Here is an 18,863-nt window from a genome sequence, read left to right as displayed (position 1 = left end):
CGGCAACCCAATTGCGCTTGGGCACTCGAAAGCTATTCGCGCGCCGATCTATTCACGGCCGGCGCGGATCGCCGCCGCACCGGCAAAGGGCGCCACCGCCAGCGCCACCAGGCTGCACGCGGCCAGCAGGCCCAAGCCGCCTTCCCCGCCCGGCTGCAACGAGCCGGCGCCGAAGATCAGCAAGGGCACGGTCAACGGGATGGCCAGCAACCCGCCCAGCGCCGCGCCCGCGCGCAGCCCGGCCGTCAGCGCCGCGATCGTCACGCCGATGGCGGCCAAACCCGGCGTGCCTAGCAGCAGGCCCCATTCCACCGTGGCCAGTTGCCCCGCATCGAGCGATAGCAACCCCGCCGCGATCGGCGTGGCCAGCAGCAACGGCACGCCAAAGCTGATCCAATGCGCCACGATGCGCACCAGCAGCAGCGCTTCTTCCGAAAGGCCACGCAGGGCCCATTGGTCGAACAACCCGGCTTCCACATCCGGCTCCACCAGCCGGTCGAGCGGCAGGATCGCCGCCAGCAATGCCGCCACCCAGATCACCCCGGCGCCGGTGCGGCCCAGCAGGCGGGCATCGGGCCCCACGGCAAAGGGATAGAGCATCGCCACCGCCAGGAAGAACAACAAGGGCAGCGCCGCCCCGCCCCGCCCCTGTGCACCGCGCAGGAGCAGCGCCAGGTCGCGCCGAAAGATCGGCCAGAGGCGCGCGATCATGCCCAATCCCCTTCCGCGTCATCCCCATGGGGCAGCGGCACGTGATCGGCCATGGCCAGGGTCTTCACGCCCGCAAGCGCCAGCGGCTGGTGCGAGGCAATCACCACCAGCCCGCCACCGGCGCGGTGCGCCTCGATCGCCGCCTGCGCCTGGGCAGCCCAGGCCGTGTCGAGGCCATTGAGCGGCTCGTCCAGCAGCCAGATCGGCGCCTGGGCCGCCGCCAGTCGCGCCAGCGACTGGGCCGCCGCCAGTCGCGCCAGCGCCGCGCGCTTCTTTTGCCCGGTAGACAGGTAACGCACTGGCACGTCGGCAAGATCGGCCAGGCCAAACGGATCGTCCGCATCGGGTGCCGTGCCGTCGATCCTGTGCCAGAAAGCCAGCGCACGGCCCAACGGCAGATGCCCGTCGAGCGCCAGCCGCTCATCCACCAGGGCCACCGCGCCCTGGCGCTCCACGGTGCCGGCAAAGGGCCGCATCAGGCCCGCCAGGATGCGGATCAGGCTGGATTTGCCGATGCCATTGGCCCCGGCCAGATGCAGCGCGTCGCCTGGCCCCAGGGCAAAGCCCACCCCGCGAAACAGCACGCGGTCGCCGCGCCGGCAGGCAATGTCATGGGCGGCAAGATGGGGTGCGGTCATCCCATCGGGCTCTAGCCGCCGCGCCTCATCGCTGCAACCGGCGGCGCAGCGCGCCGGGCAGCCCGCGGGCCGCAAAGGCCAGGCGCCGTGCCGTGGGGCCGACCAGCGTGTGCAGCCGTTGGCCATGTACCGCCTGCCACGCCGCCTGCGCCACGTCTTCGGCGCGGCCGATCTCCAGCCGCTGGCGCGTGACGACGTCGCGGATCGTGCCCGGCGTTGCCGCATTGGGTGCCTGCTCGATCAGCGGCGTGGCGATGAAGCCGGGCATCAGGCTGCGCACGGCAATGCCGGCCCCGGCCCATTCGGCGTCGAGCGCTTCGGTCAAGGCCCGCACGCCCGCCTTGGTAGCCGCATAGACCGACGTGCCCGGCGTGCCATAAAGCGCCGCCGCGCTGGCCGTGTTGAGCAGGCAGGCCGGCGCCCCACCCTTCGCCGCCGCGGCCTGCAACCAGGGGTAGGCCGCGCGTGCGCCCAGGGTCGCGCCGGTCAGGTTGATCGCGATCACCTGCTCGATTTCGGCCACGCTGCACTGCGCGAGCGGCCCGCCCAGTGGCACCCCGGCATTGTTGGCGACCACGTGGATCGCGCCGCCTCCGGCCTGCGCAGCCTCGGCCAGCGCCGCGTCCCACCCGGCTGCGTCGCGCACATCGAGCCGATGGGCCGACCAGCGCCCGGCGGGAAGCAGCGCGCCGGTCTGCGCCATGCCGGCCGCGTCCACGTCGGCCAGCGCCACGAACCAGCCCTCGGCAGCAAAACGTTGCGCGATGGCGCGGCCAATGCCCGATGCGCCACCGGTGATGAAGATCGTGCCGGTCACAGCGCGGGATTGGAATAGCAGTGCCAGGTAAACAGCGCCAGCGCGCCGCGATGCGGGCGCCAGGGCTCGGCCAGGGCCCGCGTTTCCTTCTCGCTCGGCCGTTCGGGCAAGCCCAGCAGCTTGCCCAGGCCAACCTGCACGGCCAGGTCGCCGGCCGGCCAGATATCGGGCCGCCCCTCGGCAAACAGCAGATAGATTTCGGCAGACCAGCGCCCGATGCCCTTGATCCGCACCAGTTCGGCAATCGCGGCCTCGTCGTCCTCCGGCAGCGCGGCCAGGTCCAGTTCGCCAGAAACCACCAGCTCGCACAGCGACCGGGCATAGCCCTGCTTCTGCCGCGACAGGCCACAGCCGCGCAGCGCGTCGAAATCCGCGGCCAGCAGGTCGGCAGGCGGAATCGCTTCGCCCAGCAGCGCTTCCATCCGCGTCCAGACCGAAGCGGCGGCGGCCACGCTCACTTGCTGGCCCACGATGGTGCGCAGCAGCGTGCGGTAGCCGGTCTCGCGCAGGCGTGGCTCGGGATAGCCCACTTTGGCCAAAGCATCGGCGAAAGCCGGGTTCTGCACGGCCAGGTGATCGAGCCCGGCCCTTATCGCTTCTGCCGAAAGTCCCATCGGGCGCCTCATCCCTTCGCACTTGCCAATATATTTGGGGGGCATTAGCAGCCGGGACGAAGGGCGAACAGAGATCGATGCGAATCCCGCCCCCCATGAGGAGCTTTTGACAATGCCGAAGCTGGTTGTCGTAGATCGTGCGGGTGAGGAAAAGACCATCGAGGTCGGCACCGGCCTTACCGTGATGGAAGCCATTCGCGACAACGGCTTTGACGAGCTGCTGGCGCTGTGCGGCGGGTGCTGCTCATGCGCCACCTGCCATGTCTATGTCGACGACGGCGCTGCGGCCCTGCCGACGATGAGCGAAGACGAAAACGACCTGCTCGACAGCTCGGACCACCGCACCCCGGCTTCGCGCCTGTCGTGCCAGCTGCCGGTGGTCGATGGTCTCAAGGTCACGATCGCACCGGAAGACTGATCGCTTCCGCGCCTGTGGGCATGAAAAAACGCGCCGGGGCCTGACCCTGGCGCGTTTTTTGTTGGTCAGGTTTTTAGAGCGAAAGCCCCGCCGTTTCCGGAAGGCCAGCCATCAGGTTGAGCGTCTGCACCGCAGCGCCGCTGGCACCCTTGCCCAGATTGTCCAGCCGCGCGACGAGACGCGCCTGGGTGCCATCCTTGCTGCCGATGACGCTCAGGGCCAGGCCATCCCAAGCCTGCGCGCTGCGGCGCATCAGGAACTCGCCTTCCTTGGGCGCCCCTTGCGTGACGCTCACGATCGGGCCGCCGGCATAGAACGCAGCTAGCGCCTCGAACATCGCCTGGGCCGAACCGGTGCCCGAAAATGTCCGGCGCATGGCTTCCAATGAAAGCGGCACTTCCACCACCATACCGCGCAGCGCGGGCACCACGGCGGGGCTGAACAGCGGCGCGACCGAAAGCCCGGCATAAGCGGTCATTTCCGGCACATGCTTGTGCCCGAAGGCCAGGCCATAGCCACGCCAGGCAATGTCGGTATCGTCCTCGAACCGGGCGATCAGCGCCTTGCCGCCGCCCGAATAGCCCGAGACGGCATGCACCACATAGGGCCAGTCGGCGGGCAACAGGCCGGCGCGCACCAGCGGCGCCAGCAGCGCGATGAAACCGGTGGGATAGCAGCCCGGGTTGGCCACGCGGCGGGCATTGGCCACCGCGTCGCGCCCGATGACTTCGGGCAGGCCATAGGTCCAGCCATCGGCCACGCGGTGTGCGGTGGAGGCATCGATCACGCGGGTGGTATCATTGCCGATCATCGCCACGGCGGCGCGCGCGGCATCGTCGGGCAGGCACAGGATCACCACGTCCGCCGCGTTGATCGCTTCGCCACGCGCCGCATCATCCTTGCGGCGCGCCTCGTCCAGCGTGATCAGCGCAAATTCGGGCCGGCCCGCCAGCCGCTCGGCAATTTCCAGGCCGGTGGTGCCGGCCGCGCCATCGATGAAGACCTGCGTGGTCATGCGTCCTGCTCCCCGGTCGGCTCCAGCGCGGCCAGCGCGACATAGCCGACCCGCCCGCCTTCATCCGAAGCCTGGCCCCAGGCCCAGCCGCCGGCCATGTCGATTACGGCAAAGAATTCGCCCGCCGGCAGGTCTGCCAGCACGTCTGCATCGGCGCGGCCCGCGCTACGCAGCGGGGCGGGCGCCTTCAGGCGATGGGGCATGGGCACCGCATAGTGCGGCACGAACACGCGCCCTGCCAGGCGAATATGCGCCAGGTCACCGCGCACGGGCAGTCGCAACGGATCGACCTTCGCCGAAGGGCCGGACAAGGCCAGTTCTCCCTCGGGCGCTACGGCCGGGGAAACGACAAGGGCAAGATCGGATTCGGCAGACAAGACGGGTTCCCGGACATTCGCAAAGGCGCGCGCTTAGCCGCCCTTGCCCCGCGATTCAAGTTTTCCCCAAATCCGCCCTTTGCAGCGCGTGGCGCGGGTCAGGCCCGATAGCGTGCCTGCAACAGCCCCCAAGCCGCGCGCAGCCCCAGCGCCTCGCCACCCTTGGGCCGGCCAGGCTTGGCCACCGGCCGCCAGGCAAAAGTATCGAAATGCAGCCAGTCGATGCCCTTGCCCACAAAGCGATCGAGGAACAGCGCCGCCACGCTGGCGCCGGCAAAGCCGTTGCTGGGGGCATTCTGCAGATCGGCCACGTCGGATTTCAGCCATTCGCGATAGGCATCGTGCAGCGGCAGCGGCCAGCACGGATCGTCGCAGGCATTGCCGGCGGCCTGCACCGCACGCCCGGTTTCCTCCTGCCGCGCGAACATCGCGGGCAGATCGGGACCCAGCGCCACGCGCGCCGCGCCGGTCAGGGTGGCGAAATCGATCACCAGATCGGGCTTTGCCTCGCTCGCGCGGGTCAGCGCATCGCCCAGTACCAGGCGCCCTTCGGCATCGGTGTTGGTCACTTCCACGCTCAGCCCCAGGCGCGTGCGCAAAATGTCCCCAGGGCGGAAGGCATTGCCGGCAATGGCGTTTTCCACTGCCGGGATCAGCAGGTGCAGCCGCACGGGCAAGTTCTGGCCCATGATCAGCGCCGCCAGCGCCAGGGCGTGGGCCGCGCCGCCCATGTCCTTTTTCATCAAGGCCATGCCCGAGGCCGGCTTGATATCCAGCCCGCCGGAATCAAAGCACACGCCCTTGCCCACCACGGCCACGCGCGGGGCATGGGGATCGCCCCATTCCAGCTCGATCAGGCGCGGGGCATGGCTGCGCGCCGCCGCCCGGCCCACCGCGTGGACCATCGGATAGTCGCGTTCCAGCGCATCGCCGCTCACCACGTGGATCGTGGCATGGTGCGCCTTGGCCAGGGCACGGGCCTCGGCCTCGATCTGCGCCGGGCCCATGTCTTCCGCCGGCGTGTTGACCAGGTCGCGTACCATGGCGACAGCGGCAGCCTCGGCCAGGATCAGCGGCAGCGCGCGCACCGCGCCGGTCAACAGCACGCGCGGGCCGGGCTCTCCCGCTTCGCTGCGATAGCGATCGAAACGGTACTGCGCCGTGATCCAGCCATGCAACGCGCGGGTGCCATCGACGCCGCCGGCCAGGCGATAGGTGCCTGCCGGCAGCCGCTCGGCCGCACGGGCCAGGCACCAGGTGCCAAGGCTGGTGCGGTCGGCCACGCCGGCCACGGCCGTCCAGCCGTCGCCTGCGCCATCGGGTACCACCGCCACCTCGCCGGCGTTGCCTTCAAAGCCTTGCGCGGCCAGCAGCGCGCGCGCCTGGCCGCTGCGGCCACGCAACCATTCGGGCAAGCCTGCCTTGTCGACAATGTGCAGGGCAATCGCGGCTTGGTCGCGATCGGGCTGGATCAACGCGTTCTTGTCGGTCATCTTGGCGCAGACCTTGGCCCAGGTTGGCGCCAAGATCGAGAGGAATTTGCCCCGCAATGCCCGTTATGCCCCCTGCCCGCCCCCTCGCGCTGCTGGCCCTGGCCACGCTGGCCGCCTGCAACCGCCAGGCGCCGCCGCCGCCCGGCCCGACCAGCACCGCCGCCACCGCCGCTTCGGCAACCACAACGGCCACCGGCAGCCATGCCAGTGCACAAGCCACGCAATCGTCCACCACCGGGCATGGCGTGAAGGAAAGCACCGACGCTTACGAATTTTCCTATTCCTGGCCCGCTGCCGCCGATGCCCTGCCGGCGCTCCGCGCCCAGCTCGCCGCAGACGAAGCCAAGACCCGCGCCACTTTGCTGCACGATGCCGCGCAGGGACAGAAGGAAGCCGCGCGCGACAAATACCCGTTCCATCCCTATACCCACTGGCAGGAATGGCAGGTGGTGACCGACCTGCCCGGCTGGCTGAGCCTGTCGAGCCTGGTCGGCAACGACAGCGGCGGCGCCCATCCCAACTATGGCTATGCCGCGATCCTGTGGGACAAGGCGGCCGGCCAGCAGCGCCAGCCGCTCGACCTGTTCACCTCGCCCGCGGCGCTGGCCAAAGCGATCCGCGCGGATTTCTGCAAGGCGCTCGACGCGCAGCGCGCCAAGAAGCGCGGCGGCAACGCCAGCCTGGGCAGCGCCAGCGGCTTTGACGAATGCATCGATCCCCTGGCGCAGACGGTCATCCTGGGATCGCTGCGGCACAAGGGCTTCGATCGCATCGGCTTCCTCATCGCGCCTTATGAAGCCGGGCCTTATGCCGAAGGCAGCTATGAAGTGACGCTGCCGGTCACCCCGGCGGTGCTGGCGGCCGTAAAGCCCGAATGGCGCGGGGCTTTTGCTGCGGAATAGGTGACGTGGTCTTCTTCACGCGGCAGCTTTTACTTTTTCTCCATGGCTCCCGTTAATTTATTGGCACGCAGAGGCACACCAACATGGTAAATAATAATACTTTATTTGGAGAACATGGCTATGGCTGGTGACATATACGAATTTATATCAGAAGCCGAAAATATCACTGGCGACGACGACCACGAAAATCAGAAGGTAGGATAGGCCGATGGAGGCAAACACTTGATTGCTCATCCGTCGATAACCTTGAATGCGAAGCGCAATCGCCATACCTACACTCAACGCAAGAATTGGACCGAATACCACCGCCAGGATCCATCCACCGGCGCTAAGCGGCCGAAACTCCCTGTCACCCTCTCCGACAAGATGGTCGTTGTAGTCATCAATTGCCTGCTCGATCTCGTGTTCGGGTATTGCCCTACGCGCGATTTCCATCTCCGCTGCAGCAACTGCTGCTGGCTCAAAACCCTCATTCGAAACATCCGCCGCAATGCGCACAAGGTCGACATCAGACATTGAGGCCATACGCTTGGCAAAATCGGCTTCCATTGCTGCTCCCCTTGGTCCTTCGCACTATCCGGCGCGGCGCTACCTCGCGTCAAGCATTCCCTACTTTTTCACCACGCCAGCCAAAGGACGAGTGGTACGCTTGGTCTAGTTGGCAGAGCAAGACCGGAACGTCCGCTTCCCGCCACTCTCAACCCGCCCCTTGATTATTCCTGCGCAAGGGGGGAATCCAGATTTCTGGGCGTCGTCAAAAACCGGGTAGCCCTGATTATCATGCGGCAGCCACTGGATTCCCGCCTGCGCGGGAATGACGAAGTTGGGTGTGACGGACGCAGCTTCGCACCAAAAGCAGCCGCCACCCCCTTCGATCCCACCTCGCAATTTCGCCCCGCCCGCGCTATCTAGGCGCGATGACCGACTATGTGACCGTTGACGACACCGAAACCGTCCTGCGCGACGGAACGATCAAGCTGCATGGCCCCGCCGGGTTCGAGGGCATGCGCAAGGCCGGGCGCCTCGCCGCCGAGATCCTCGATGCCCTGGCGCCGCTGGTGCAGCCGGGGGTGACCACCGCCGCGATCGACGATGTGGTTCGCCAGATGACGCTGGACGCCGGCGCCGTGCCGGCAACGCTCGGCTATCGCGGCTATGCCCATTCCTGCTGCATCTCGATCAACCATGTGGTGTGCCACGGCATCCCCTCGGACAAGACGTTCAAGGATGGTGACATCGTCAATATCGACGTGACGCCGCTGCTCGATGGCTGGCACGGCGATACCAGCCGGATGTATCTGGTGGGCGATGTGCCGCTCAAGGCGCGCCGCCTGGTCGACGTGACCTATGAATGCCTGATGATCGGCATCGAGCAGGCCAAGCCCGGCGCGCGGCTGGGCGACATCGGCGCCGCGATCCAGGCCCATGCCGAAAAGCAGCGCTATGGCGTGGTGCGCGATTTCTGCGGCCATGGCCTGGGCCGCCTGTTCCACGATGCGCCCGAAGTGGTCCACGCCGCGCGCGCGGGGACCGGACCGGTGCTCAAGCCCGGCATGTTCTTCACCATCGAGCCGATGATCAACCTGGGCAAGCCGGCGGTGAAGATCCTGGATGATGGCTGGACGGCGGTGACACGCGACCGGTCGCTGTCCGCGCAGTTCGAACATTCCATCGGCATTACCGAGGACGGCTGCGAAATCTTTACCGCCAGCCCCAAGGGCCTGCACAAGCCGCCCTACGCGGGGTGAGCGTCTGTTCCAAAATTCGCCCTCGGCGAATTTTGGGTTCGGCACCGGCCCACGCCCCCACCCGACCTCCCATAGGGTACTATCGTTGGGAGGTCGGGTGGGGGCGTGGGCCGGTGCCGCACAACAAGTGCGCTGCCTAAAAAAGAGGCAGCGCCTGCCTTTTATTTAAGCATTTTTAAGTCGCATTTGCGCAACAACCCGCATGATTTCATGCAAGGTTGGGTTGCTTTCTTACTTTCCCTGTGCATTTCCCGCTTTCGCACAAGGCAGCAATGGCCTAGGGCAAGGTGCTTAACAGTGGCACGATTCTTGTTAGGATCGGCGCTGCGGACACAAGGAACGTGCGGCTGCCCACATACCCGTGGTGCAGCGCGGCATTCAGGTGCAGGGGTCAGGAACCGGTGAAGAAGATCGAAGCGATCATCAAACCCTTCAAGCTCGACGAAGTGAAGGAAGCGCTGCACGAAATCGGCGTTTCGGGCATCACCGTCACCGAGGCGAAGGGTTTCGGCCGACAGAAGGGCCATACCGAGCTTTATCGCGGCGCCGAATATGTTGTCGATTTCCTGCCCAAGGTGAAGCTTGAGGTGGTGGTGGGCGACGCGCTGGTGGAACGCGTGGTGGAAGCCGTGGCCGCCGCCGCGCAGACCGGCCGCATCGGCGATGGCAAGATCTTCGTGATCCCCATCGAAAGCGCGCTGCGCATCCGCACCGGCGAACGCGACAACGACGCGATCTGATTGAATTTCGCCGCGGGCCCGGCCTTTCCTTCCGTGGAAGGACGGCTGGACGTGCGGCGCGTTAGCGGGGGTGGCCTTGGGACGGGCGGCCTCCTTATCCAACCACCCCTGACGCCCGCCGCACATATCTGGCGGGCAAACAGAAGGACCAGCGATGGCAAGTGCAAAGGACATCCTCGCCCGTATCAAGGAAGAGGAAATCGAGTGGGTTGATCTCCGCTTCACCGACCCCAAGGGCAAGTGGCAGCACCTCACCATGGTGTCGTCGGTCCTGGGCGAAGACGAACTGGAAGACGGCTTGATGTTCGACGGCTCGTCGATCGAAGGCTGGAAGGCCATCAACGAGTCGGACATGATCCTCAAGCCCGACCTCGACTCGGTGTTCGTCGATCCGTTCTCGGCCACGCCGATGCTGATCATCAACTGCGACATCGTCGAACCGTCGACCGGCGAACTCTATGCCCGCGATCCGCGCTCGACCGCCAAGCGCGCCGAAGCGTTCCTCAAGTCGACCGGCATCGGCGACACCGTCTATGTCGGCCCGGAAGCCGAATTCTTCCTGTTCGACGACGTCAAGTTCTATGACGGCTACGATGGCAACGGCTTCAAGATCGACGACATCGAGCTGCCGACCAACTCGAATAAGGACTACGAAGCCGGCAACCTGGCGCACCGTCCGCGCGCCAAGGGTGGCTACTTCCCCGTCGCCCCGGTCGACAGCTGCGTCGACATCCGTGGCGAAATGGTTTCGACCATGCTCGAAATGGGCCTGCCCTGCGACAAGCACCACCACGAAGTGGCCTCGGCGCAGCACGAACTGGGTCTGACCTTCGGCACCCTGGTGCAGACCGCCGACCGCATGCAGATCTACAAGTACGTCGTGCATCAGGTCGCGCAGGCCTATGGCAAGACGGCCACGTTCATGCCCAAGCCGATCATGAAGGACAACGGCTCGGGCATGCACACCCACATCTCGATCTGGGATTCGGGCAAGCCCCTGTTCGCCGGCAACGGCTATGCCGGCCTGTCGGACATGTGCCTCTACTTCATCGGCGGCGTGATCAAGCACGCCAAGGCGCTCAACGCCTTCACCAATCCAACCACCAACAGCTACAAGCGCCTGGTGCCGGGCTATGAAGCCCCCGTGCTGCTGGCCTATTCGGCCCGCAACCGTTCGGCTTCGTGCCGCATCCCCTATGGTGCCGGCACCAAGGCCAAGCGCGTGGAATTCCGCTTCCCCGACGCGATGGCCAACCCCTACCTCGCCTATGCCGCGCTGCTGATGGCCGGTCTCGACGGGATCAAGAACAAGATCCACCCGGGCGAAGCCATGGACAAGAACCTCTACGATCTGCCGCCGGCCGAACTCGCCGCCGTGCCGACCGTCTGCGGTTCGCTGCGCGAAGCGCTGGACTCGCTGGCCGCTGACCACGAATTCCTGCTCGATGGCGGCGTGTTCACCAAGGACCAGATCGAAAGCTACATCGAACTGAAGTGGCCCGAAGTGTACCGTTGGGAAACCACGCCTTCGGCCGTCGAATTCGACATGTACTACAGCGCGTAAGCCACGCGCCGCCCGGCCGCCTCGCGCAGCAGGTGCACAGAACGACGCCCGGACCCAAGCGGTCCGGGCGTTTTTCGTTGGCCGGCATGCTGCATCGCAAAAGTTGTCCACAGGCGAGATGAATGCAGGATAAACGGTTCAGCCGCAGCGGTGAACCGTGGGAACCGCGGGTTCTCGAATCCGGGCAAATCCTTAAGGTGAGCGCCATGCTTCGCACCGCACTCACCGCTCTGGCCGCTTTCGCTTCGCTTGCTGCACTGCCGAACGTGGCCCACGCCCGGCTCCAGTGCGTGACTTATGCCCGCCAGGTTTCCGAGGTGCAGCTTTCGGGCAATGCGCGCGATTGGTGGGGCAACGCCGCCGGCACCTATGCCCGTGGCCAGGCCCCCAAGGCCGGCGCCGTGCTGGCCTTCCGCGCCTCGCGTTCGATGCCCTACGGCCACGTCGCGGTGGTGAGCAAGGTGGTCGACGCCCGCCACGTGATGATCAACCACGCCAACTGGTCGCGCCCTGGCATGGTCGAACGCGGCGTGATGGCGGTGGACGTTTCCGACGCCGGCGATTGGTCGGAAGTGCGCGTGTGGTATGGCCCGACCCAGTCGCTCGGCCTGCGCCCCTCCCCCGCCTTCGGCTTCATCTATCCCCACGGCGGCGTCGACACCCAGACCGCCCCAGCCACCCAGACCGCTTCGATCGACTTGACGCTGGTTAAGGCACAGGGCTGATCTCTTTCCCAACGTCGAAGCAACAAGCCGCCCGATTTCGGGCGGTTTTTTGTTGCTGCATGGTGTGCTCGACAGCCCAGAGTCAGCGGCGCACTGCTTTGCAGGTTTCCACCACGCTGACGCGTGGCTTCATGGAAATCAGGCTTGCAAAAGGAATGGCCGAAAATCGTTGATAGATTGGCCAATCAAAAAAATAAGTCTCAAATTTCGAAGCCTTTACTTTTAACCGCGATGCGGCCGTCATCGTTAAAAGGCCTTGGGAGTTCGGCCTGAAGGTTACCGCCATTAGCGGTTCCTTATAATAGTGCCCCGTCCTGGTGACCTCTTGCAAACGAAGGCCAGGTCCGAACTTGTAATCGTCTTCAACATAGGCGTCTTCGCTTTGCGAGGTTATCACAAGTCTGGCGACGGCATTCTCACGATACTGCAACCACCCTGACTCGACCGCCCCAAAGCGTTCGCTGTTGGCAGCAGTCTCTGCGGTGCGCTTTGTCACGAACGAGCACCAACGCTCGGGCGTCCCGCCTTCATCTTCGAGGGTTTTGGTTGAGTAGAACCATGCCTGACTGGGCAACGCCGGCTCGGCATGAGACGCCCCACCAGCAAAGAGGCAAAATGCCGCAAGACATACTTTTGGACCAGGCTGCATGGCGTCCCCGCAAATACGTCCCGCAAAAAGCTAGTTCTGGTCTTTCACGAACTCAACATGCTTTTCCCGGCCATGGTCCGCGCTTCGGCCTTGTCTGCGGGTCGAGCCTGAGGCCTGGCGCCCGCCCTTGCGCCCAGCCTCAGATCACCTGCCGCATGCGATCGGCCGCATTGCGGGTCAGCAGGGCGCAGGCCTGGTCTGCAGGCAGTGCCGGCCAGAACAAGTGCCCTTGGACAAGCTCGCACCCGGCCGCGTGGACCAGGCGGCGCTGGAGTTCGGTTTCCACGCCTTCGGCCACCACTTTCATGCGCAGCGTCTGCCCCAGCGCGACGATCGCGCCCAGGATCGATTGGGCGTCATGGTCCGCCTCGATGTTCTGCACGAACGAGCGGTCGATCTTGATGCGGTCGAACTGGAACGAGCGGAGGTAGCTGAGCGAGGAATAGCCGATCCCGAAATCGTCGAGCGCGATGCGAAAGCCCATGCCCTGCAGCGTGCGCAGCGATTGCGCCACGTTGTCGCTGCGATCGAGCATCACGCCTTCGGTCACTTCCAGGATGACCCGGCGTGGCGAAATGCCGGTTTCCTCCACCAGCGACTGGATCGTCTCGACAAAGCCGTGGGCCATGATCTGGATCGGCGAAAGGTTGATCGACAGGTCGCACGCCGGCCAGTTGCGGCACTGGGTGAACACGCGGCGCAACATCCATGTGCCCAGCGGCACCATCAGCCCGCATTGCTCGGCAATCGGCACGAACACGCCCGGGCCGATATCGCCACGCTGCGGGTGCGGCCAGCGCAGCAAGGCTTCGAACCCCTCGATCTGCCAGGTCGAAAGGTCCACGATCGGCTGGAAGTGGGCTTCCAGTTCGTCGGCGGCAATGGCGCGGCGCAGCTCCAGCTCCAGCTCGCGCGCCAGGCGCTCCGTCGCTTCCATGCCGTTGGTGTAGCAGCGATAGCGCGCCCGGCCGCCCTGCTTGGCGCGGTAGAGGGAAATGTCGGCGCGGCGCAGCAGTTCGTCGGCGTCTTCGGTCTGCCCCGGTCCCCAACTGATCCCGCACGAGCACGTGACGCCCAGGCTATGGCCCGAAATGATGAACGGTTCGGCCATCAGTCCCACCACTTGCCGCCCCAGGGCGTTCGCCGCGCCCAGCCCGCCTGTGGTGCGGCGCATGACCACGAATTCGTCGCCGCCAAAGCGCGCGATCAGGTCGGTCCGCAACAGCCCGTCGCGCAGGCGCTGCGCCACCTGGGTCACCAGTTCGTCCCCCACGTGGTGGCCCATCGTGTCGTTCACCGTCTTGAACGCGTCGAGATCGATATAGGCGACGAACACGTCACCCTGGCCGCCCTGCGCGCGTTGGGCGATAACGATGTCCAGTTCCCCGCGCAGGCGTTCGGCAAAGTACAGGCGATTGGCCAGGCCCGACATCGGATCGTGCAGCGCGTTGTATTGCGCTTGGGCCTCGCTCGCCTGGAGATGGCGGGTGGTATCGCGCATGCGGCGCACGATCATGACGCCGCCCGCCAGCACGGCCAGGAACAGGAAGATCCAGGTGGCCAGCAAGGGCGCCGCGGCCTGCCAGATCGCCGGGCCGGGCAATTGCGCCGTCCACACGAAATAGCCCACCGGCCTGCCATCGGCGCTTTTGCGTGCCAGGATGTTGAGCGCCGGATCGCGCGGCGCGCGGCTGACGAAGCGGAAGTCGGGCAGCAGCAGATCCGCGCCCAGCGCCCGCAGCACCTGCGAATCCATCACCCGCAGCGATACCAGATAGCGCGGCTCGGCCTTGAGCAGGGCATAATCACGATCGGGCACGATTGCCGCCACCGTCAACAGCATGGGCCGGCCGCCCCGCCAGATCAGCGAAGACGCCCAGCGCGTGAGCGGCGCTCCGCGCCGGTCCACCGGCCACAGTGTACCGCCCCGCCGTTCGAACCGCGCCATGGCGCCCGAAATCCGGCGGTTGCTGCGCGCCAGGTCGAGCGCGGCCTCCACCTGCCAGCGCAGTGGGCCATAGGGATAGGCCGGATCATAATGGCCCTGCCGCCAGCCTCGCACCAGCGTGCCATCGGGCTCCACCAGCATGGTTTCCTGCGCGCCCTGGTTGGTCCAGGGGAACATGCCGAGTTCGCGATCCATCCAGTTGGTATCGGTCCGGGCCACCGCGTGGCGCATGGTTTCATCCCACACCAGTTGACCGGTCTGCCCGATGATCACCGTGCGCACGCGCCCTTCGAGATAGCGATCGACCATCTCGCGCTCGTCCTTGCGGGTAAAGGCATCGGCCACATGGACCGAGTGGTTGAACGCGGCCATCAGTGCGGCGGACAGCGCCAATAGTGCCGCGAAGGTGGCACCGACAATCCAGCCCGTGCGCTGTTCCTCGCTCACCCTTCGCTTCCCCCGGCCCTGGGATCGGCGCGGCGCGCGCCAAACTCTTCGAAAAATGTGGAGGAATATTCCCAATAAATGGTTAGCGGATAACCGTTAACCGCCCAAAATCTGCGGTTAAGCCGCTGGCGAGGCTTCGGGAACCATGGCCATCCTGCGCAGTTTCCATCGTCATAAGGATGCCAATCCGCGCCACTGCTCCCAAAAAAAGCGGGGCGCCCCCGTTCCAGGAGCCTGCCATGCTGTTGACCATTGCCCTTGTCCTGCTCGTGCTTTGGGCGCTGGGTGTTTTCGCCTTCAAGGTGACCGCCGGCGTCATCCACATCCTGCTGGTCCTGGCGATCATCGTGGGCCTGGTGCAGCTGTTCACCGGCCGCCGAACCGTCTGATCTAGCGCGCCGTGCACTTTCGAACCGATGGTGCACGGCGTGAAACCTTGGGCAGGTTGCATATGGCAACCGGCCTTGCCATCCGCCAAGCGCATCCCTAAAAGTTAGCCAAACTAACTTTTGATCGGAGAAGCGCGATGCGCGAACGCCTTCAGCATTATATCGATGGCCAGTGGGTCAATAGCCAGGGCGGCCGCCGCCACGAGGTGATCAACCCCGCCACGGAAGAGCCATGCGCCGCGATCACTCTGGGCACTGCCGCAGACGTGGATGCCGCCGTGCAAGCCGCTCGCCGGGCGTTCAAGACTTTCAGTCGCACCACGCGCGACGAACGCCTCGCGCTGCTGACCCGCATCGTTGAGGAATACAAGAAGCGTATTCCCGATCTGGCCCGCGCCATGGCCGAAGAAATGGGGGCGCCCGTCAGCTTTGCCGGCACGGCCCAGGTGGGCGCCGGGATCGGCGGCTTCATGGGCACGATCGCCGCGCTCAAGAACTTCCAGTTTGTCGAAGACAATGGCGCGTTCGAGGTGGCCTATGAGCCGATTGGCGTGGTCGGGCTGATCACGCCGTGGAACTGGCCGCTCAACCAGATCGCGCTCAAGGTGGCGCCGGCGCTGGCAGCAGGCAACACCATGGTGCTTAAACCTTCGGAAGAATGCCCCACCTGTGCCGCGATCCTGGCCGAAGTGATGGACGCCGCCGGCGTTCCGGCCGGTGTGTTCAACCTGGTCCAGGGCGATGGCCCGGGTGTTGGCACGGCAATCAGCAGCCACCCCGATATCGACATGGTCAGCTTCACGGGCTCCACCCGCGCCGGCATCATGGTGGCCAAGGCCGCTGCCGACACGGTAAAGCGCGTGCACCAGGAACTGGGCGGCAAATCGCCCAACCTCGTCCTGCCCGATGCCGATTTCGCCACGCAACTGCCGGCCACGGCTTCGGGCCCGCTGGTCAATTCGGGGCAAAGCTGCATCTCTCCCACGCGCATCCTCGTGCCGCGCGAGCGCCAGGCCGAAGCCGCGGCCTTCGTCAAGGCGATGTACACGGCCGCCAAAGTGGGCAATCCGCTGGAAGAAGGCGGGCACCTGGGCCCGGTGGTCAACAAGGCGCAGCACGAGAAGATTCGCGGGTTGATCCAGTCCGCGATCGACGAAGGCGCCACGCTGGAATGCGGCGGGCCCGACCTGCCGGCCGAAGTCAACCGTGGCTATTACATTGCGCCGACGCTGTTTTCCAACGTTACGCCGCAGATGCGCATCGCCCAGGAAGAGATCTTCGGCCCGGTCGCAACGATCATCCCCTATGACAGCCTGGACGAAGCCATCGAGATCGCCAACGACACCAGCTATGGCCTGTCCGCCTGCATCACCGGCGATCCGGCCAAGGCCGCCGAAGTGGTCCCCGCACTGCGCGCCGGCATGGTGGCCATCAACAACTGGGGCCCCACCCCCGGCGCCCCGTTCGGTGGCTACAAGCAATCGGGCAATGGCCGGGAAGGCGGTCTCTATGGCCTGAAGGACTTCATGGAAATGAAAGCGATCAGCGGCTTGCCGGCCTGATTTCGGCAACGCTGCAAACCGCAAGGCCGCTTCTCCGCTGGAGGGCGGCCTTTGCGTTTTGGGCGCGTCGGGTGGGGGCTTGGCGCAAATGGCGATAGCGGATTGTGGTGGGAAGTTGCCTTGGTCACCTCCAACTCCGTCGTCCCCGCCAAGGCGGAATCCTGTGGCCACCACGCGAGAGGGACAGACATCCGGGGTGATGTCACTCAAAACAGGAATCCCACCTGCGCGGGAATAACGAAGGAATGGACTAAAGTGGTGGGTAGCGGTCGTTCACTTATCCGTCGATCTGCCAGAACGTAAGCTGGTAATCCTGCAAATCGAGACCTGGTTCGTCGTTGAAGTAAACTTCAAAACGCGCATTCGAAAATTCTGATCTCAGTTTAATCTCATGAATATGCCTCAAGGTTCGCCCCAGATACCGAATTTGGGCCTCTGTTCCGCTTGTTCCATAGGCATGAAGATCAACGATATGAAGGTGATTTACCACGCGCTCTACTGCGCTCCGATCACCTCCACATTGCTCCTCCCAGCCATCGATATAGGCTGCGTTTGCAAGGCCATCGCGGACGATGTAATTTCTAAAACGGGCAAATCTTGGCCAAAAAATCAGGCTGTAGCCAATAGCAAGCTCTGTGTTTCCTACGCACCCAATCCAATCCTCGGCTCCAATGCCTGCGCCATTATTCCAGTCCTTTAGTTCTGGAATCAGCGTGTCAAATTCCGGCTCAGCGTCACCCATGTTCGAAAGATGCATCACAAACTCACTGTCCGCAATTGGGCGCGAGCCAACATTCTGCATTATGGTCAGGCCTTATGCGCAGCAGTCGTAGGCAGACACGGTTGTGTTCATACGAAGCCACGAAAACACTAAGCGGCAAGGTACTGCATCTTTGTATCTTCGTGGCTTCGTGTGGAAAAGATTTGCGCGATTAAAGACGGGCCCCCGTCCCCGCGCCCATGGCCCGGCGCTGGTAATGAAACCCTTTTACGTCAGCCTGGCGTCTTCCGCAATTCCGCACCCAAGCGATCCATCGCGGCCTTCATCTGCTGCAAATCGCCCATCGGCATGTCGAGCGCCGAGAGCACGTCGAGCGGTACGCATTCCACTTCCCCCACCACTTTGGCCCCGGCCGGAGCCAGGGCCACGCGCACCACGCGCTCGTCCTGGGTGTCGCGCCGGCGCACGACGAGGCCGGCGGCTTCCATCCGCTTGAGCAAGGGGGTCAGCGTGTTGGATTCGAGGAACAGGACCTCGCCCAGTTCGCCCACCGTGCGGTCTTGCGCCTGGGCCAGCGCCACCAGCACCAGGTATTGCAGATAAGTCAGCCCGTGCGGCGCCAGCAATTGCTTGTAGAGCCGGTTGAACGCCAGTTGCGCGGCATAGACCGAAAAGCACAGCATGTTGGCAAAGGGCTGGCCCGGCACGCCCGGCGCCACGGCTTGCCCGCGCGCAGCAAGCAGCGCGGCGGCTTGCGGGCCAGAGAGCGTGGGTTCGATCGGATCGGGCGTCTGGTTTTCCATGGCTCCAAGATAAATCGCACACGATCCAATCGCAAGGGCTTGACCTTTGAGCGCGACTCGCCTAATTAGATCGCACACGATCTAATCGCTTTCGACTTAAACCCAGGAAAGGACATCCCTCATGTCGATCAAGCCGCTCTACACCGCCCATGCCAAGGCCACCGGTGGCCGCGATGGCCGCGCCACGATTGCCGAAGATGGCGTCAACAATGGCCTGGAAGTCACGCTGGCCACGCCCAAGGAACTGGGTGGCAACGGCGCGGGCAACAATCCCGAGCAGCTCTTTGCCGCCGGTTATGCCGCGTGCTTCATCGGCGCGATGAAGTTTGCCGCGGCGCAGGACAAGGCCCTGCCCCGCGTGCCCAACGACATCGTGGTGGATTCGGCCGTGGGCATCGGCGCGCGTGCGGATGGCGGCTTTGGCCTGGCCGTGACACTCACCGTGAACCTGCCGGGCGTGGATCGCGCCGCCGCCGAAGCGCTGGTGGCCAAGGCCGATGAAATCTGCCCCTACAGCCACGCCACGCGCGGCAACATCGACGTGACGATCAGCGTCGCGTGACGATCCCGGCAGCCGGCGGG

The 18,863-nt window shown here is 65.1% G+C and carries 21 protein-coding genes; 9 read left to right on the top strand and 12 right to left on the bottom strand.

The window, feature by feature from the left end; genetic code table 11:
• Positions 1–48 precede the first annotated feature (48 nt).
• From ccmB to FHW94_RS16135, 4 genes are read right to left on the bottom strand one after another with little or no spacing between them, the layout of a single operon-like run.
• Positions 49–711, bottom strand: coding sequence for a heme exporter protein CcmB (ccmB, locus tag FHW94_RS16150; protein ID WP_168556849.1), 663 nt, complete (start codon positions 709–711; stop codon positions 49–51).
• Positions 708–1,349, bottom strand: coding sequence for a heme ABC exporter ATP-binding protein CcmA (gene ccmA, locus FHW94_RS16145; protein WP_168556848.1), 642 nt, complete (start codon positions 1,347–1,349; stop codon positions 708–710). The genes ccmB and ccmA overlap by 4 nt, the downstream gene beginning before the upstream one ends.
• 25 nt (positions 1,350–1,374) lie before the next feature.
• On the bottom strand, positions 1,375–2,166 hold the full coding sequence (locus FHW94_RS16140) for an SDR family oxidoreductase (RefSeq protein WP_168556847.1): 792 nt from the start codon (positions 2,164–2,166) through the stop codon (positions 1,375–1,377).
• Complete coding sequence (locus FHW94_RS16135) at positions 2,163–2,780, bottom strand: DNA-3-methyladenine glycosylase 2 family protein (protein WP_168556846.1); 618 nt, start codon at positions 2,778–2,780, stop codon at positions 2,163–2,165. The genes FHW94_RS16140 and FHW94_RS16135 overlap by 4 nt, the downstream gene beginning before the upstream one ends.
• Before the next feature lie 112 nt (positions 2,781–2,892).
• Between FHW94_RS16135 and FHW94_RS16130 the strand changes: the two genes are divergently transcribed.
• Positions 2,893–3,198, top strand: a complete 306-nt coding sequence (locus FHW94_RS16130) for a 2Fe-2S iron-sulfur cluster-binding protein (RefSeq protein WP_168556845.1) — start codon at positions 2,893–2,895, stop codon at positions 3,196–3,198.
• A 73-nt stretch (positions 3,199–3,271) separates the two neighbouring features.
• Here FHW94_RS16130 and argC read toward each other — a convergent pair whose 3' ends face one another.
• The 3 genes from argC to FHW94_RS16115 form a co-directional block, all read right to left on the bottom strand.
• Positions 3,272–4,213, bottom strand: coding sequence for an N-acetyl-gamma-glutamyl-phosphate reductase (gene argC / locus FHW94_RS16125; RefSeq protein ID WP_168556844.1), 942 nt, complete (start codon positions 4,211–4,213; stop codon positions 3,272–3,274).
• Entirely contained in the window at positions 4,210–4,590 is a 381-nt protein-coding gene (locus FHW94_RS16120; RefSeq protein ID WP_168556843.1) for an SH3 domain-containing protein, read from the bottom strand. The genes argC and FHW94_RS16120 overlap by 4 nt, the downstream gene beginning before the upstream one ends.
• 98 nt (positions 4,591–4,688) lie before the next feature.
• On the bottom strand, positions 4,689–6,083 hold the full coding sequence (locus FHW94_RS16115; protein ID WP_168556842.1) for a leucyl aminopeptidase family protein: 1,395 nt from the start codon (positions 6,081–6,083) through the stop codon (positions 4,689–4,691).
• Between the two features lie 56 nt (positions 6,084–6,139).
• Between FHW94_RS16115 and FHW94_RS16110 the strand changes: the two genes are divergently transcribed.
• The gene (locus tag FHW94_RS16110) at positions 6,140–6,985 is read left to right on the top strand and encodes a DUF3298 and DUF4163 domain-containing protein (RefSeq protein ID WP_246866181.1); all 846 of its coding nucleotides are present in this window, start codon (positions 6,140–6,142) and stop codon (positions 6,983–6,985) included.
• A 147-nt stretch (positions 6,986–7,132) separates the two neighbouring features.
• Here the strand turns inward: FHW94_RS16110 and FHW94_RS16105 are convergent, their stop codons facing one another.
• Entirely contained in the window at positions 7,133–7,534 is a 402-nt protein-coding gene (locus FHW94_RS16105) for a hypothetical protein (RefSeq protein ID WP_168556841.1), read from the bottom strand.
• Positions 7,535–7,902: 368 nt separating this feature from the next.
• Here FHW94_RS16105 and map point away from each other — a divergent pair, with 368 nt between their 5' ends.
• From map to FHW94_RS16085, 4 genes are all read left to right on the top strand, one after another.
• Positions 7,903–8,733 (top strand): type I methionyl aminopeptidase, encoded by an 831-nt coding sequence (gene map / locus FHW94_RS16100; protein ID WP_168556840.1) that lies wholly within the window; start codon positions 7,903–7,905, stop codon positions 8,731–8,733.
• Between the two features lie 401 nt (positions 8,734–9,134).
• Positions 9,135–9,473 carry a P-II family nitrogen regulator gene (locus tag FHW94_RS16095; protein ID WP_110761627.1) on the top strand — a complete coding sequence of 113 codons (339 nt, stop codon included), beginning with the start codon at positions 9,135–9,137 and terminating at the stop codon, positions 9,471–9,473.
• Between the two features lie 154 nt (positions 9,474–9,627).
• A complete protein-coding gene (gene glnA / locus FHW94_RS16090; protein WP_168556839.1) occupies positions 9,628–11,037 on the top strand; it encodes a type I glutamate--ammonia ligase in 1,410 nt (469 codons plus the stop codon).
• A gap of 206 nt (positions 11,038–11,243) precedes the next feature.
• Complete coding sequence (locus FHW94_RS16085; RefSeq protein ID WP_168556838.1) at positions 11,244–11,762, top strand: CHAP domain-containing protein; 519 nt, start codon at positions 11,244–11,246, stop codon at positions 11,760–11,762.
• Positions 11,763–11,844: 82 nt separating this feature from the next.
• On the opposite strand, the gene FHW94_RS16080 is transcribed toward FHW94_RS16085, so the two are convergent.
• Both FHW94_RS16080 and FHW94_RS16075 read right to left on the bottom strand, forming a co-directional pair.
• On the bottom strand, positions 11,845–12,411 hold the full coding sequence (locus FHW94_RS16080; RefSeq protein WP_168556837.1) for a hypothetical protein: 567 nt from the start codon (positions 12,409–12,411) through the stop codon (positions 11,845–11,847).
• A 139-nt stretch (positions 12,412–12,550) separates the two neighbouring features.
• Positions 12,551–14,806, bottom strand: a complete 2,256-nt coding sequence (locus tag FHW94_RS16075) for a bifunctional diguanylate cyclase/phosphodiesterase (protein WP_349237535.1) — start codon at positions 14,804–14,806, stop codon at positions 12,551–12,553.
• Between the two features lie 239 nt (positions 14,807–15,045).
• Here FHW94_RS16075 and FHW94_RS16070 point away from each other — a divergent pair, with 239 nt between their 5' ends.
• Positions 15,046–15,195 (top strand): lmo0937 family membrane protein, encoded by a 150-nt coding sequence (locus tag FHW94_RS16070; RefSeq protein WP_168556836.1) that lies wholly within the window; start codon positions 15,046–15,048, stop codon positions 15,193–15,195.
• Between the two features lie 137 nt (positions 15,196–15,332).
• The gene (locus FHW94_RS16065; protein WP_168556835.1) at positions 15,333–16,757 is read left to right on the top strand and encodes an aldehyde dehydrogenase family protein; all 1,425 of its coding nucleotides are present in this window, start codon (positions 15,333–15,335) and stop codon (positions 16,755–16,757) included.
• A gap of 277 nt (positions 16,758–17,034) precedes the next feature.
• On the opposite strand, the gene FHW94_RS16060 is transcribed toward FHW94_RS16065, so the two are convergent.
• The gene (locus FHW94_RS16060; RefSeq protein ID WP_168556834.1) at positions 17,035–17,559 is read right to left on the bottom strand and encodes a hypothetical protein; all 525 of its coding nucleotides are present in this window, start codon (positions 17,557–17,559) and stop codon (positions 17,035–17,037) included.
• Positions 17,560–17,750: 191 nt separating this feature from the next.
• Positions 17,751–18,161: a MarR family transcriptional regulator gene (locus tag FHW94_RS16055; protein ID WP_246866208.1), complete on the bottom strand. Its 411-nt coding sequence runs from the start codon at positions 18,159–18,161 to the stop codon at positions 17,751–17,753.
• Between the two features lie 241 nt (positions 18,162–18,402).
• On the opposite strand from FHW94_RS16055, the gene FHW94_RS16050 reads away from it, so the two are divergent.
• Positions 18,403–18,843, top strand: coding sequence for an organic hydroperoxide resistance protein (locus FHW94_RS16050; RefSeq protein WP_168556832.1), 441 nt, complete (start codon positions 18,403–18,405; stop codon positions 18,841–18,843).
• The last annotated feature ends 20 nt before the right edge of the window (positions 18,844–18,863 follow it).

The organism is Novosphingobium sp. SG720 (assembly GCF_012275365.1).
GTDB classification, from domain to species: domain Bacteria; phylum Pseudomonadota; class Alphaproteobacteria; order Sphingomonadales; family Sphingomonadaceae; genus Novosphingobium; species Novosphingobium rhizosphaerae.
This window is presented reverse-complemented; position numbering and strand designations above follow the sequence as displayed.